Annotated in this window: 13 protein-coding genes; 9 read left to right on the forward strand and 4 right to left on the reverse strand. The window is 69.4% G+C overall.

All coding sequences use genetic code 11. From position 1 onward, the window contains the following. Positions 1 to 82: 82 nt before the first annotated feature. The gene (locus tag OTB16_RS15915; protein WP_267720837.1) at positions 83 to 1,549 is read right to left on the reverse strand and encodes a hypothetical protein; all 1,467 of its coding nucleotides are present in this window, start codon (positions 1,547 to 1,549) and stop codon (positions 83 to 85) included. 83 nt (positions 1,550 to 1,632) lie between these two features. Then, positions 1,633 to 1,872 (reverse strand): hypothetical protein, encoded by a 240-nt coding sequence (locus OTB16_RS15920; protein WP_267720838.1) that lies wholly within the window; start codon positions 1,870 to 1,872, stop codon positions 1,633 to 1,635. A 132-nt stretch (positions 1,873 to 2,004) separates the two neighbouring features. Here OTB16_RS15920 and OTB16_RS15925 point away from each other — a divergent pair, with 132 nt between their 5' ends. Then, the gene (locus OTB16_RS15925; RefSeq protein ID WP_267720839.1) at positions 2,005 to 2,979 is read left to right on the forward strand and encodes a carbohydrate kinase family protein; all 975 of its coding nucleotides are present in this window, start codon (positions 2,005 to 2,007) and stop codon (positions 2,977 to 2,979) included. 94 nt (positions 2,980 to 3,073) lie between these two features. Here the strand turns inward: OTB16_RS15925 and OTB16_RS15930 are convergent, their stop codons facing one another. Beyond that, complete coding sequence (locus OTB16_RS15930) at positions 3,074 to 4,453, reverse strand: cysteine desulfurase/sulfurtransferase TusA family protein (RefSeq protein ID WP_267720840.1); 1,380 nt, start codon at positions 4,451 to 4,453, stop codon at positions 3,074 to 3,076. Between the two features lie 283 nt (positions 4,454 to 4,736). On the opposite strand from OTB16_RS15930, the gene ctaC reads away from it, so the two are divergent. From ctaC to OTB16_RS15950, 4 genes are all read left to right on the forward strand, one after another. After that, entirely contained in the window at positions 4,737 to 5,765 is a 1,029-nt protein-coding gene (gene ctaC / locus OTB16_RS15935; protein WP_267720841.1) for an aa3-type cytochrome oxidase subunit II, read from the forward strand. Then, positions 5,762 to 7,498: an aa3-type cytochrome oxidase subunit I gene (ctaD, locus tag OTB16_RS15940; RefSeq protein ID WP_267720842.1), complete on the forward strand. Its 1,737-nt coding sequence runs from the start codon at positions 5,762 to 5,764 to the stop codon at positions 7,496 to 7,498. Before ctaC ends, ctaD begins: the two co-directional genes overlap by 4 nt. Then, positions 7,495 to 7,893 (forward strand): cytochrome c oxidase subunit 4, encoded by a 399-nt coding sequence (locus OTB16_RS15945; RefSeq protein WP_267720843.1) that lies wholly within the window; start codon positions 7,495 to 7,497, stop codon positions 7,891 to 7,893. Before ctaD ends, OTB16_RS15945 begins: the two co-directional genes overlap by 4 nt. 123 nt (positions 7,894 to 8,016) lie before the next feature. Further along, positions 8,017 to 9,264, forward strand: a complete 1,248-nt coding sequence (locus OTB16_RS15950; RefSeq protein WP_267720844.1) for a L,D-transpeptidase — start codon at positions 8,017 to 8,019, stop codon at positions 9,262 to 9,264. A 117-nt stretch (positions 9,265 to 9,381) separates the two neighbouring features. Here the strand turns inward: OTB16_RS15950 and OTB16_RS15955 are convergent, their stop codons facing one another. Further along, the gene (locus tag OTB16_RS15955; RefSeq protein WP_267720845.1) at positions 9,382 to 9,786 is read right to left on the reverse strand and encodes a DNA-binding transcriptional response regulator; all 405 of its coding nucleotides are present in this window, start codon (positions 9,784 to 9,786) and stop codon (positions 9,382 to 9,384) included. A 225-nt stretch (positions 9,787 to 10,011) separates the two neighbouring features. On the opposite strand from OTB16_RS15955, the gene ctaE reads away from it, so the two are divergent. From ctaE to qcrB, 4 genes are all read left to right on the forward strand, one after another. Beyond that, positions 10,012 to 10,632 (forward strand): aa3-type cytochrome oxidase subunit III, encoded by a 621-nt coding sequence (ctaE, locus tag OTB16_RS15960; RefSeq protein ID WP_267720846.1) that lies wholly within the window; start codon positions 10,012 to 10,014, stop codon positions 10,630 to 10,632. Positions 10,633 to 10,708: 76 nt separating this feature from the next. Then, positions 10,709 to 11,518: a cytochrome bc1 complex diheme cytochrome c subunit gene (qcrC, locus tag OTB16_RS15965; protein ID WP_267720847.1), complete on the forward strand. Its 810-nt coding sequence runs from the start codon at positions 10,709 to 10,711 to the stop codon at positions 11,516 to 11,518. Beyond that, entirely contained in the window at positions 11,515 to 12,573 is a 1,059-nt protein-coding gene (gene qcrA / locus OTB16_RS15970; RefSeq protein WP_267720849.1) for a cytochrome bc1 complex Rieske iron-sulfur subunit, read from the forward strand. Before qcrC ends, qcrA begins: the two co-directional genes overlap by 4 nt. Continuing rightward, positions 12,570 to 14,225, forward strand: coding sequence for a cytochrome bc1 complex cytochrome b subunit (gene qcrB, locus OTB16_RS15975; protein ID WP_267720850.1), 1,656 nt, complete (start codon positions 12,570 to 12,572; stop codon positions 14,223 to 14,225). The genes qcrA and qcrB overlap by 4 nt, the downstream gene beginning before the upstream one ends. The last annotated feature ends 158 nt before the right edge of the window (positions 14,226 to 14,383 follow it).

Below are 14,383 nucleotides of genomic sequence, written 5' to 3' on the forward strand. Positions count from 1 at the left end.
GCCTGGACGCCCCCGCGTACGACGAGGGCCCGCCACCGGTCACACCGACCGGTGGCGGGCCCTCGTCGCGTACCGCGGCGGCCTACTGGCGGGGCAGCGGCTTGCCCGTCGTCGCGTCGAGCACCTCCCGGTCACCCAGCGGCTGCTGGAGCGTGACCGTCAGCGCCGACTCCTGCGCGATCATGATGCAGGCCTGGCCCGGCTTGTTCGGGGTGTCCGTGATCTTCACCAGGACCGATGCGGCCTGCTCCCGCGCCTCCACGGCGTACGTGCTGCACGGGCTGCCCCAGAAGTTCACGGTCAGCTTCCGGTCCGCCTCCGCGTACGAGAACCCGGGCACGGTCCGGCCGTCCTTCGGCCCCGGGGTGCTCTCCTGGGCCGCGGCCGGCTCCGTCACCGTGCGGCCGGGGCCGCCGTCCTTGCCCGCCACCTCGAAGTGCCACGCCGGGACCAGGCCCCGCGCGCCGTCCACCGTCCCCGGGGCCAGCCCGAGCACCGCACCCTTGACCGTCTCCGTGCGCGGCGGCTTCACCGGCCGCGGCTCCGGCTTGCACGGCAGCCTCTCCGCGGTCCCCGGCTGCCCCTCCGGCTCCAGCGGCACCGCGGTCGCGCAGGCGCTCGGCGCCGGGCCGGCGCCGTCCGAACCGCCCGACCGCGCGTTCAGCCGGGCCAGCGCCTCCACGGCGCCCGTCACCGGCTGCTCGGCCGCCCGTACGGGCGCCTTCAGCTCGCCGCTGCCCGACACGACCGACCCGTCGCCGCCCACGCCCACCCGGGTGGACCAGCCCTGCGTGGGCAGGCCGTCGAGCACCGGGTCGGCGGCCACCACCCGCACCGAACCCTGCGTCAGGCGCGCGTCCGGCTTCGCCCCCGCCTGGCCCGCCGCGGCCAGTACCGGAGCCGCGGCGGCCTTGGCGGCCTCCTCCGGGACCGGCTGCCCGGAAGCCCCGGCCCCGGCACCGGTGTCGGCGCCGCTCCCGCCGGCCCCCGAGAGGGTCGCGGGCCCGCAGGTGTCCTTGCCGCGCACGCAGTCGTCCCCGACACCGTTGCCGGAGCCCGGGTCCCGGCCCTGGAAGCGGGTGAAGTTCCACGTACCCGGGGCCGTACGGGTCACCGTGAGCCGGGGCCCGGAGCCGTCCGCGGCCTCCCCGGCCAGCCAGGAGTCGCCGGTCAGCCTCGGGGCGCCGGTGATGCCGAGGGCCGCCGCGAGACGGGACACCTCCTCGGCCGTCACCTCGCCGGACGCGGCGAACGCCGGAGCCGTGGCCGGAGCCTCCGGAAGCTTCACGTCCGCCCGGTAGACCACCCCGCCACCGGCCGGGTCGGGCTCACCGGGCGCGATGCCCGGGCCCGTGGGGCTCCCGGCCCCGCGGGGCGCGGAGGCCGCCGTGTCGGCCGTACGGCCTTCCGCGGCGCCGTCGCCGTGGGCGGTGGACGCCCAGTACGCCGTACCGCCGCCCGCGAGCAGGACGGCGGCCGCGATCGAGCCGATGGCCCAGGCCGGCCGCCGCCGTGTGCCGCGTGATGTGTCGGGTTCTTCGCTGGTCACCGCATCGCTCCTTCACCCGTCCGTCGTGCTGATACGGGTGTGACGGAACAGACGCCGAAGCGGTTCCCCGCGCTCGCGACCGCCTACTGGTCCCCGTACGCGGCGGTGGCGGCGATGAGGCGGGCCGAGGACGGCGGGACGCTGATCCCGTGGAGCTCCGAGGGCGTCACCCGGACCGGCCGGGGGCCCGCCGGAACCGCCCAGTGCGGCGCCATCCGGGCGCAGTCGCCCAGCAATCCGGCGAAACCGGGCTGCCGCGAACCTTCCGTGCCGCGCGCGTCGGCGGTGTACTCGGGGGAGGCGAAACCGTCGGTGTAGGTCATGGGGGCACCGTAGGCACCACGACTCTCGTGAAGAAAGACCTACTACGGGGTAGTTTCGGCCGGTCGGCTCAGCGCCCTCGACCGGGTAGTTTTGACTGTCCCCTTGCCGTCCTCAGCAGGAGCGTCCACGCCGTGCGCATCGCAGTCACCGGCTCCATCGCCACTGACCACCTCATGACCTTCCCCGGCCGTTTCGCCGACCAGCTGGTCGCGGACCAGCTGCACACGGTCTCCCTCTCCTTCCTCGTCGACAACCTCGACGTCCGGCGGGGCGGTGTCGGCCCGAACATCTGCTTCGGCATGGGGCAGCTCGGCAGCCGCCCGGTCCTGGTCGGCGCCGCCGGCTACGACTTCGACGAGTACCGCGCCTGGCTGGACCGGCACGGCGTCGACACCGAGTCCGTCCGCATCTCCGAGGTGCTGCACACCGCGCGCTTCGTCTGCACCACGGACGCCGACCACAACCAGATCGGCTCCTTCTACACGGGCGCGATGAGCGAGGCCCGTCTGATCGAGCTGAAGGCCGTCGCCGACCGCGTGGGCGGCCTCGACCTCGTCCTGATCGGCGCGGACGACCCCGAGGCGATGCTGCGCCACACCGAGGAGTGCCGGACGCGCGGGATCCCGTTCGCCGCGGACTTCTCGCAGCAGATCGCCCGCATGGACGGCGACAACATCCGCACCCTCATGGACGGCGCCACCTTCCTCTTCTCGAACGAGTACGAGAAGGGCCTCATCGAGTCGAAGTCGGGCTGGACCGCCGACGAGATCCTCGCCAAGGTCGGCACCCGCGTCACCACCCTCGGATCCAATGGCGTGCGCATCGAGCGCGTCGGCGAGGACCCGATCGTGGTCGGCTGCGCGGAGGAGAACGCGAAGGTCGACCCGACCGGCGTCGGCGACGCGTTCCGCGCCGGGTTCCTGACCGGGCTCGGCTGGGGCGTCGGCCTGGAGCGGGCGGCCCAGGTCGGCTGCATGCTGGCGACGCTGGTCATCGAGACGCTCGGCACCCAGGAGTACACCCTGGCGCGGGCGCACTTCATGGAGCGCTTCACCAAGGCCTACGGCGACGAGGCAGCCGCCGAGGTCCAGGCGCACCTGGCCTAGTCACGGCCGCCGTACCCGGCCGGACCCCGCCGCGCTCCCGCGGCGGGGTCCGGCCGCGTTCCCGGGCCGGGATCCGGCCGCGTTCCCGCCGGGTTCAGACCAGGCGCCGGACCGTGTACGCCACGCCCGCGGGGCGCTGCGCCTCGCCCAGGTAGGCGTGCCCCCGCATCCCGCACCACGCCGGGATGTCCAGCCGGGCCACCTCGTCGTCCGACAGCACCGTCACGGTCCCGCCCACCGGAACCGTGCCGATGGCCCGCGCCAGCTCGATCACCGGCTGGGGGCACCGCAGCCCGAGCGCGTCGAGCTCCACGGAGTCCGCCACCGGAGCCACCGCCGGGACCTCGCGCACGCCCAGCTTCTCCCGTACGCCCGCCACCACGCCCGGCAGCACCTCCAGGAAGCCGTTGACCTCCTCCGCCGTGGTCCCCAGGGGCAGGGACACCCGTACGTTCCCCTCCGACAGCACCCCCATCGCCCGCAGCACGTGACTGGGGGTCAGCGTGGAGCTGGTGCACGAGGAGCCCGAGGAGACCGAGTAGCCGGCCCGGTCCAGCTCGTGCAGCAGGCTCTCGCCGTCGACGTACAGACACGAGAACGTGACCAGGTGGGGGAGCCGGCGGTCCGCGTCGCCGGCCACCTCCACGTCCGGCACCAGCCGGACCACCCGCCGCCGGATCCGGTCGACCAGGACCCGCAGCCGGGCGGCCTCCGCCTCCGCCTCCGCCCGCACCGCCCGCAGCGAGGCCGCCGCCGCCACGATCGCGGGCAGGTTGGCGAAGCCGGGGGAGCGGCCCGACTCCCGTTCGTCCGCCGGGTGTTGCGGGGAGAACCGGACCCCCTTGCGCACGGCCAGCAGCCCCACCCCCGGCGGGCCGCCCCACTTGTGCGCGCTGGCCGCGAGAACCGACCAGCCGCCCTCCACCGGCCCCCAGCCCAGCGACTGCGCCGCGTCCACGAGCAGCGGCACCCCGGCCGCCGCGCACACCTCGGCCACCTCGGCCACCGGCTGGACCGTGCCCACCTCGTGGTTGGCCGACTGGAGGCAGGCCAGCGCGGTGGAGGCGCCGAGCGCCCCGCGGTAACCGGCCGCCGTCACCGCGCCCAGCCGGTCCACCGGGACCTCGGTGACCGAGCCGCCCGCCGCCTCGTGCGCCGCCGCCGCATGGAGTACAGAACTGTGTTCGACCGCCGACACCACCAGATGGCCCCCGACGCGCCGGCGGCCCGCGAGGACCCCGGCGACACCCGTGTGAACCGCGTGGGTCCCCGAAGGAGTGAACACGAGCTCGTCCGCCCGGCACCCCACGGCCTCCGCCGCCGCCTCCCGCGCCGCGTCCAGCAACAGCCTGGCGCGCCTGCCCTCCCGGTACAGGCGGGCCGGATCGGCCCAGCCCTCGTCGAGGGAGGCCCGAAGCGCCTGCCGGGCCACGGGGTGCAGGGGGGCGGCGGACGCGCTGTCGAAGTACGGCATCCGGCCACGCTAACCGGAGGCCGGAGGGAGCCGAGGTCAGGGGTCGTCAGATGTCTTCCGCAGACGCCCCCTCAGGGCCATTCGCACCGTCCCCCGGACGGCGGAACCACCCCTTCGGGGTCAGTAGCGGCGCGTTGGGCACCCTCCCCGCGCGACCCCAAATAGCGTCCAGTAGGGTTTGCTCCGCATAAACATCCAAACCCCTGCCTGCGTCAGGGCCGGCGACCGACCCGAACACGGCCGCGGCCGGCCGCGCGGGCCGAGACTCTCGGGAAGGCGCTACGTGAGTCCCTACGGCTCCGACCGCTCGCCGCGGCGCCCGATGCGGCGGAAGCTGCTGCAGGCGCTGACTGCGGGCGTGGTCCTGGCGACCGCCACTGGTTGCACCTCGCTTACCTGGAAAGACTTTCCCCGCCTCGGAATGCCGACTCCGGTAACCGAGGAGGCTCCGCGGATCCTCTCCCTGTGGCAGGGATCCTGGGCGGCCGCGCTCATCACGGGCGTCCTGGTGTGGGGCCTGATCATCTGGAGCGTCATCTTCCACCGGCGCAGCCGGACGAAGATCGAGGTTCCGGCGCAGACCCGGTACAACATGCCCATCGAGGCGCTGTACACCGTGGTCCCGCTGATCATCGTCTCCGTGCTCTTCTACTTCACCGCGCGTGACGAGTCGAAGCTGCTCGCCCTCACCCCCAAGCCGGCGCACACGATCAACGTGGTCGGCTTCCAGTGGAGCTGGGGCTTCAACTACGTCGAGGACGTCGACGGCGACGCCGCCACCCCCAAGCCGAGGGCGCTGCCCAAGGCGGAGGGTGCGAACGAGGCCGAGCCGCAGACGATGACGCAGGTCCCCAAGGAGCTCGCCTCCATCCCGGACCGCTTCACCAAGGACTTCCCGGCCGGCGCCGAGGGCGTCTACCAGAAGGGTGTCCCCGGCGACCGCAACCCGCAGACGGGGAACCCGGGGCCGACCCTCTTCCTGCCCAAGGGCGAGAAGGTCCGCTTCATCCTGTCGTCCAACGACGTCATCCACTCCTTCTGGGTGGTCCCGTTCCTGTTCAAGCAGGACGTCATTCCGGGCCACACCAACGTCTTCGAGGTCACCCCGACCCAAGAAGGCACCTTCATGGGCAAGTGTGCCGAGCTCTGCGGCGTCGACCACTCCCGGATGCTCTTCAACGTCAAGGTGGTCTCGCCCGAGAAGTACCGGGCGCACCTGAAGGAGCTTGCGGAGAAGGGGCAGACCGGTTTCCTCCCGGCCGGCATCAAGCAGACCGACCCGGCCCGGAACGCGGAGACGAATAAACTGTGAGCATCCTCAACGAATCCCAGGGTGCCGCCGCAGCTGACTCGTACGAGAACGAGCTGCCGGTACGGCGCAAGCAGCCGGGCAACGTGGTCATCAAGTGGCTCACCACCACCGACCACAAGACCATCGGCACGATGTACCTGGTCACCTCGTTCGTGTTCTTCATCATCGGCGGGATCATGGCGCTCGTCATGCGCGCCGAGCTGGCCCGTCCGGGCACGCAGATCATGTCGAACGAGCAGTTCAACCAGGCGTTCACGATGCACGGCACGATCATGCTGCTGATGTTCGCGACACCGCTGTTCGCCGGATTCGCGAACTGGATCATGCCGCTGCAGATCGGCGCGCCCGACGTGGCGTTCCCGCGGCTGAACATGTTCGCGTACTGGCTGTACCTCTTCGGCTCGACCATCGCGGTGGCCGGCTTCGCGACGCCGAACGGCGCCGCGGACTTCGGCTGGTTCGCCTACTCCCCGCTGTCGGACGCGGTCCGCTCGCCGGGCATCGGCGCCGACATGTGGATCATGGGGCTGGCCTTCTCGGGCTTCGGCACGATCCTCGGCTCGGTCAACTTCATCACCACGATCATCTGCATGCGCGCGCCCGGCATGACGATGTTCCGCATGCCGATCTTCACCTGGAACGTCCTGCTGACCGGTGTCCTGGTCCTGCTGGCCTTCCCGGTGCTCGCCGCGGCGCTCTTCGCGCTGGAGGCGGACCGCAAGTTCGGTGCGCACGTCTTCGACGCGGCCAACGGCGGCGCCTTGCTGTGGCAGCACCTCTTCTGGTTCTTCGGGCACCCAGAGGTGTACATCATCGCGCTGCCGTTCTTCGGCATCATTTCCGAGGTCATCCCGGTCTTCTCCCGCAAGCCGATGTTCGGCTACATCGGTCTGATCGGTGCGACGATCGCGATCGCCGGCCTCTCGGTGACCGTGTGGGCCCACCACATGTACGTCACCGGCGGTGTGCTGCTGCCATTCTTCTCCTTCATGACCTTCCTGATCGCGGTACCGACCGGTGTGAAGTTCTTCAACTGGATCGGCACCATGTGGAAGGGCTCGCTGTCCTTCGAGACACCGATGCTCTGGGCCGTCGGCTTCCTGATCACCTTCACCTTCGGTGGTCTGACCGGCGTCATCCTGGCCTCGCCCCCGATGGACTTCCACGTCTCCGACTCGTACTTCGTCGTCGCGCACTTCCACTACGTCATCTTCGGCACCGTGGTCTTCGCGATGTTCTCCGGCTTCCACTTCTGGTGGCCGAAGTTCACGGGCAAGATGCTGGACGAGCGCCTCGGCAAGATCACCTTCTGGACGCTGTTCATCGGCTTCCACGGCACCTTCCTGGTGCAGCACTGGCTCGGCACCGAGGGCATGGCGCGTCGTTACGCGGACTACCTCGACGCCGACGGGTTCACCGCGCTGAACACGATCTCCACGATCAGCTCGTTCCTGCTCGGCCTGTCGATGCTGCCCTTCATGTACAACGTCTGGAAGACGGCGAAGTACGGGAAGAAGATCGAGGTCGACGACCCCTGGGGCTACGGCCGTTCACTCGAGTGGGCCACGTCCTGCCCGCCGCCGCGGCACAACTTCCTCACCCTGCCGCGGATCCGTTCCGAGTCCCCGGCGTTCGACCTGCACCACCCGGAAATCGCGGCCCTCGACCACCTCGAGGACCACCACGGCGTCGGTGCCGCTGCCGTCACCGGTGGCAAGGAGGCCGGCAAGTGAAGATCCAGGGCAAGATGTTCCTCTGGCTCTCCTTCTTCATCCTGATCATGGCCGTCGTGTACGGCGTGTGGTCGAAGGAGCCCGTAGGCACCACCGCGCTCTTCCTGGCCTTCGGGCTGAGCGTGATGATCGGCTACTACCTGGCCTTCACGGCCAAGCGCGTCGACGAGATGGCCCAGGACAACCTGGAGGCCGACGTCGCCGACGAGGCCGGCGAGCTGGGGTTCTTCGCCCCGCACAGCTGGCAGCCGCTCTCACTGGCCATCGGTGGCGCGCTCGCCTTCTGCGGCGTCATCTTCGGCTGGTGGCTCATGTACTTCTCGGCACCGGTCATCCTGATCGGCCTGTGGGGCTGGGTGTACGAGTACTACCGCGGTGAGAACCAGAACCAGTAGCAGCACCCTCGCGACGGCGTCGTGAGGCACCTGGGGCCCGGACACCTCTTCGGAGGGGTCCGGGCCCCTCGTTTGCAGTCATCCCGCGCGCCGTAATTGTCATATCTTCATAGCGTTAGCTCCATGAACCACTCACCGCGTCTTTGGACGGTAGTCGGCTGCTCCCTGCTGGTCGCGTCCCTCGGGGCCGGGGCCACCGCGTGCGGATCGGGCGGCGACGATCCGCTGTCCGCCCGCCCGTACGACGCGGGCGACCAGATCGCCTTCAACCAGGCCCCCGGCGGCCGCCCCGTGGACCCCGACAAGCCCCTCGAGGTCACCGCGAAGGGGGGTGAGGGGCGCATCACCGACGTGACGGTCGTGGACACCCACGGCCGCCGCCTCGCGGGCGAGCTGTCCGCCAAGGGGGACCGCTGGCACAACACCGTCCCGATGGCCGCCGGCGTCCGCTACACGGTCACCGTGAGCACCGAGAACGCCAAGGGCGCTCCGGGGCAGCGCACGGCCGCTTTCGAGACCACCCCGGCCAAAGGCGTCCTCAAGGTCGAATTCGGCCCTGAGGAGGGCAAGTACGGCGTCGGACAGCCCCTCACGGCCGAACTCAGCGAACCCGTCAAGGACAAGGCCGCCCGCGCCGTCATCGAACGGGGGCTCGCCGTCGATGTCCCCTCCGGCGTGGAGGGCGCGTGGCACTGGGTCGACGACAAGAAGCTCCACTACCGCCCCAAGGAGTACTGGCCCGCCAACACGACCGTCTCCGCACGGAGCAACCTGGAGGGCGTCAGGATCTCCGACCACCTCTACGGCGCCGCGGCCAAGCCGCTGAAGCTGGAGATCGGCGACCGCGTCGAGGTCACCACCGACGCCTCCTCGCACTACCTCACGTTCCGGCGCAACGGAGAAGTGATCAACAGCATTCCGGTGACCACCGGCAAGCCCGGCTTCTCCACCCGCAACGGGGTGAAGGTGGTGCTCGGCAAGCAGTACTTCGTCCAGATGCGCGGGGACACCGTCGGCATCGGCGGCAGCGAGTACTACAACCTGCCCGTCTACTACGCCACACGCGTCACCTGGAGTGGTGAATACGTCCACGCCGCGCCGTGGTCCGTCGGGTCCCAGGGCTACGCGAACGTCAGCCACGGCTGCACGGGCATGAGCACCGGCAACGCCGCCTGGTTCTACGAGAACATCACCGAGGGTGACATCGTCAAGGTGATCAACAGCATCGGCGACGACATGGACATCTTCGGCAACGGCTTCGGCGACTGGAACATGGACTGGAAGGACTGGCGCCAGGGCAGCGCGCTCCTGAAGGACACCCAGGAGGGCCGCTCCCCGGTCGACCAGACCCGCCTGCGGCCGACCGTCTAGCCCCCGCCCGGCGCAACCCGCCCGTGCGGCTCACCCGCCCGTGCGGATCCCCGGTCCGAGAAGACCGGGGATTTCCCACGGACGGGTGAGCCGCGGCCCCGTACGGCGCGGTGGCCCTCAGGCGGCGGACGAGGCCAGACGGGCCCGCAGCAGGCCCGCCAGGGTGTCCGCGAACGCGACCGGGTCCACCGGAAGGGTCACCGCGGCCTCAGCGCGGCTCCAGGTGGCCAGCCAGGCGTCCTGGGGGCGCCCCATGAGCAGCAGCACCGGGGGACACCGGAAGATCTCGTCCTTGATCTGCCGGCACACACCCATGCCCCCGGCCGGGACAGCCTCGCCGTCCAGCACACAGACGTCGATGCCGCCCGCGTCCAGCGCGGACAGGACCGCCGGAAGCGTCGCGCACTCCAGGAACTCGACCGGCGGCAGGTCCGCGGCCGGCTTGCGCCCCGCTGCCAGCAGCACCTGCTCCCGGGTGCCCGAGTCGTCGCTGTAGACCAGAACCCGCGCAGTCGCCCGCATTTCGTTCCTCCACGTGTCACGTGAATCACGTTGATGTTCATGGGGTATCCCCGGCGGAGCCAGGGGAACGGATGGTACTCCTCCCGATGCGCTGTCAACATCGGTTCGGACAGGCTCGCGAGCGGCGTCCGGAGGGTGATCTGATGGGCCGTTCGGGCCTTGCACACCCCCCGGACACTCCGAACGGCACCCCCCGGGGTGAGGGCGGGATAAGCGACCGACATAATGTCGGTCGTGGCGACAGCAACGACAGTAGATACCGGGCACGCGCACCCGACGGTCAACAGGCCGAACCTCGTCAGCGTCGGAACCATCATCTGGTTGAGTTCCGAGCTGATGTTCTTCGCGGCCCTCTTCGCGATGTACTTCACCCTGCGATCCGTGACAGGCACCGAGTACTGGACAGAGCAGGCTTCGGCCTTGAATCTGCCCTTCTCGGCGACGAACACGACGATCCTGGTGCTTTCCTCGCTCACCTGCCAGCTCGGCGTATTCGCAGCCGAGCGCGGTGACGTGAAGAAGCTCCGGACGTGGTTCATCATCACGTTCGTCATGGGTGCGATCTTCATTGGCGGCCAGGTGTTCGAGTACACCGAGCTGGTCATGCACGAGGGCATGAGCCTCTCGTCCGGTCCGTACGGCTCGGTCTTCTACCTGACCACCGGCTTCCACGGGCTGCACGTGACGGGCGGTCTCATCGCCTTCCTGCTGGTCCTCGGCCGGACGTACGCGGCCAAGAGGTTCACCCACGAACAGGCCACGTCGGCCATCGTCGTGTCCTACTACTGGCACTTCGTCGATGTCGTCTGGATCGGCCTCTTCGCCACGATCTACCTGATCAAGTAGCGAGTACGTCACCGGGCGAGACCCGGCACTCCATCCAGACACACCGACGCAGAAGATCCTGACACCGGGGTAATCCGTGAAAAAGCTCTCCGCACGACGACGCCATCCGCTGGCGGCGGTTGTCGTTCTACTCTTCGCGCTGGCGGCCACCGGGGGGCTGTACGCCGCCTTCGCCCCCGCGGGCAAGGCGCAGGCCGATGAAACCGCCCAGTCCCTCGCCATCGAGGAGGGCAAGAAGCTCTACGCCGTCGGCTGCGCAAGCTGCCACGGAACCGGCGGTCAGGGTTCCTCTGACGGCCCGAGCCTGGTCGGCGTCGGCTCCGCGGCCGTCGACTTCCAGGTGAGCACGGGCCGCATGCCCGCGCAGCAGCCCGGCGCCCAGGTGCCGAAGAAGCCCGCGATCTACTCCCAGGAGCAGATCGACCAGCTGGCCGCGTACATCGCGTCCCTCGGGGCCGGCCCGATCACGCCGACCGGCAAGCAGTACGACCCGGCGGGCGCCGACATCGCCAACGGTGGTGTGCTCTTCCGCAACAACTGCGCGCAGTGCCACAACTTCACCGGCGAGGGCGGCGCTCTGACGAACGGCAAGTACGCCCCGAACCTCGAGGACGTCTCGCCGAAGCACATCTACGAGGCCATGCTCACCGGCCCGCAGAACATGCCCTCCTTCCCGGACAGCACCATGCCGGAGAAGCAGAAGAAGGACATCATCGCGTACCTCCAGAACGTGAACGGCGAGAAGTCGACGAGCCCCGGTGGCCTCAAGCTCGGTGGCCTCGGCCCCGTCTCCGAGGGTCTGTTCGGCTGGATCTTCGGTCTGGGTGCGCTGATCGCTGTCGCCGTCTGGGTCGCGGCCCACACCGCTAAGGCCAAGAAGTCATGAGTAGCCAAGAGATTCCCGAAGAGAAGTACCTGCCGAGCGAGCAGGGCGACGCGCACCACGGTGGCGTCGCGGTCGCGGACGACCCGTTCGCCGACCCGGGCCTTCCGGTCCACAAGCCCCGTATCCAGGACATCGACGAGCGGGCGGCGAGGCGCTCAGAGCGCACCGTCGCGTTCCTGTTCACGCTCTCGATGCTGGCCACGATCGGCTTCATCGCGTCCTACGTGATCTTCCCGGTAGACAAGATCGTCTACATCTTCCCCATCGGGAAGGTGAGCGCGCTCAACTTCTCCCTGGGCATGACGCTGGGCACGGCGCTCTTCTGCATCGGCGCGGGCGCGGTCCACTGGGCCCGCACCCTGATGTCCGACGTCGAGGTCGCCGCCGAGCGCCACGAGATCGCGGCTCCGCCGGAGGTCAAGGCGCAGGTCCTGCAGGACTTCGCCGACGGCGCCCGCGAGTCCGGCATCGGCCGCCGCCCGCTGATCCGCAACACGATGATCGGCGCGCTGGCCATGCTGCCGCTCTCCGCCGTCGTGATCATGCGCGACCTGGGGCCCCTGCCCGAGGACAAGCTGCGCAAGACCATCTGGGCCAAGGGCAAGCTGCTGATCAACGACAACACGGACGAGCCGCTGCGTCCCGAGGACGTCCTGGTCGGTTCGCTGACGTTCGCCCGGCCGGAAGGCCTGGACGAGCACGCGCACGACTTCCAGACGCAGATCGCCAAGGCCGCCCTGATGATCGTCCGCATCCAGCCGGACGACATCAAGGACAAGCAGGAGCTGGCGTGGTCCCACGACGGGATCGTGGCCTACTCCAAGATCTGTACCCACGTCGGCTGCCCGATCAGCCTGTACGAGCAGCAGACGCACCACGTGCTCTGCCCGTGCCACCAGTCCACCTTCGACCTCTCCGACGGCGCCCGAGTCATCTTCGGCCCGGCCGGTCACGCGCTTCCGCAGCTGCGGATCGGCGTGAATGACGAAGGCTTCCTCGAAGCGCTCGGCGACTTCGAAGAGCCCGTCGGTCCTGCCTTCTGGGAGCGCGGATGAGCACTGCCACTACGAATTCATCAGCCGCGGGCGCGGCGGGCAAGCCGGGGCGCAAAGCACCGGCCGGCGAGCGCGTGGCCGACTGGGCGGACGGCCGCCTGGGCATCTACGGCCTCGCCAAGGCCAACATGCGCAAGATCTTCCCGGACCACTGGTCCTTCATGCTGGGTGAGATCTGCCTCTACAGCTTCATCATCATCATCCTCACGGGTGTGTACCTGACGCTGTTCTTCCACCCGAGCATGAACGAAGTCGAGTACCACGGCTCGTACGTGCCGATGCAGGGCGTCCTGATGTCCGAGGCCTTCGCCTCGACGCTGGACATCAGCTTCGACGTCCGCGGCGGCCTGCTGATCCGCCAGATCCACCACTGGGCCGCGCTGATCTTCGTCGCGGCGATGCTCGTGCACATGATGCGCGTGTTCTTCACCGGTGCGTTCCGCAAGCCGCGCGAGGTGAACTGGGTCTTCGGCTTCCTGCTGCTGGTCCTCGGCATGTTCACCGGATTCACCGGCTACTCGCTGCCGGACGACCTGCTGTCGGGTACCGGTGTCCGCTTCATGCAGGGCGCCATCCTGTCCGTCCCGGTCGTCGGCACGTACCTGTCGATGTTCCTGTTCGGCGGGGAGTTCCCGGGCGGCGACTTCGTCGCGCGGTTCTACTCGGTGCACATCCTGCTGCTGCCCGGCATCATGATGGGCCTGCTGGTGGCCCACCTGATCCTGGTCTTCTACCACAAGCACACCCAGTTCGCGGGCCCCGGCAAGACGAACAACAACGTCGTCGGCATGCCGCTGCTGCCCGTCTACATGGCGAAGGCCGGAGGCTTCTTCTTCCTGGTCTTCGGTGTGATCGCGGCCATCTCCGGCATCGCGTCGATCAACCCGATCTGGGCGCTCGGCCCGTACCGCCCGGACCACGTGTCCACCGGTGCGCAGCCCGACTGGTACATGGGCTTCTCCGAGGGCCTGATCCGAGCCATGCCGGGCTGGGAGGTCAACCTGTGGGGCCACACGCTCGTCCTGGGCGTGTTCATCCCGCTGGTGATCTTCCCGCTGGTGCTGGCCGCGATCGCGGTGTACCCGTTCATCGAGTCCTGGGTCACCAAGGACACGCGCGAGCACCACATCCTGGACCGCCCGCGCAACGTCCCGACCCGTACGGCCTTCGGTGTCGCCTGGCTCACGTGGTACGTGATCCTGCTGATCGCCGGTGGAAACGACATGTTCGCGCAGTACTTCCACCTGTCGATCAACTCGATCACCTGGTTCGCGCGGATCGGCTTCTTCGTCGGCCCGGTCATCGCCTTCGTGATCACCAAGCGGATCTGCCTCGGCCTCCAGCGCCGGGACCGCGACAAGGTGCTGCACGGTCGCGAGACCGGCATCATCAAGCGGCTCCCGCACGGTGAGTTCGTCGAGATCCACGAGCCGCTCTCGCAGGGTCAGCTGCACAAGCTCACCTCGCACACGCAGTACAAGCCGGCCGAGATCGGCCCGACGGTCGACGAGAACGGTGTCGAGCGCAAGGTGGGGGCCCTGGAGAAGCTGCGCGTCAAGCTCAGCGAGGGGTACTACGCCGAGGACAGCCAGATTCCGAAGCCCACGGTGGAGGAGTACAAGGAGATCCAGAGCGGCCACGGCCACCACTGATCCCCGTACCACGTTGTGAGGGACTGGTTTCGGTCAGTCCTGGTGTCGCCACGGTGAGAGCCCCGTCCATTGTCCGGACGGGGCTCTTCGCCGTAACCGGGGCTGGATAGGCTGGAGCCCTTCCCATCCGACGTGGGCGGCGAACATGGGGGCGGCCC

Source organism: Streptomyces antarcticus (assembly GCF_026627255.1).
Classification (GTDB): Bacteria; Actinomycetota; Actinomycetes; order Streptomycetales; family Streptomycetaceae; genus Streptomyces; species Streptomyces antarcticus.

What these genes read in the sequence shown, in the direction of transcription:
- OTB16_RS15955 (WP_267720845.1), bottom strand. Translation starts at nt 9,786, where the DNA reads ATGCGGGCGACTGCGCGGGTTCTGGTCTACAGCGACGACTCGGGCACC.
- OTB16_RS15930 (WP_267720840.1), bottom strand. Translation starts at nt 4,453, where the DNA reads ATGCCGTACTTCGACAGCGCGTCCGCCGCCCCCCTGCACCCCGTGGCC.
- ctaE (WP_267720846.1), top strand. Translation starts at nt 10,012, where the DNA reads ATGTCGGTCGTGGCGACAGCAACGACAGTAGATACCGGGCACGCGCAC.
- qcrA (WP_267720849.1), top strand. Translation starts at nt 11,515, where the DNA reads ATGAGTAGCCAAGAGATTCCCGAAGAGAAGTACCTGCCGAGCGAGCAG.
- OTB16_RS15920 (WP_267720838.1), bottom strand. Translation starts at nt 1,872, where the DNA reads ATGACCTACACCGACGGTTTCGCCTCCCCCGAGTACACCGCCGACGCG.
- qcrB (WP_267720850.1), top strand. Translation starts at nt 12,570, where the DNA reads ATGAGCACTGCCACTACGAATTCATCAGCCGCGGGCGCGGCGGGCAAG.
- OTB16_RS15950 (WP_267720844.1), top strand. Translation starts at nt 8,017, where the DNA reads ATGAACCACTCACCGCGTCTTTGGACGGTAGTCGGCTGCTCCCTGCTG.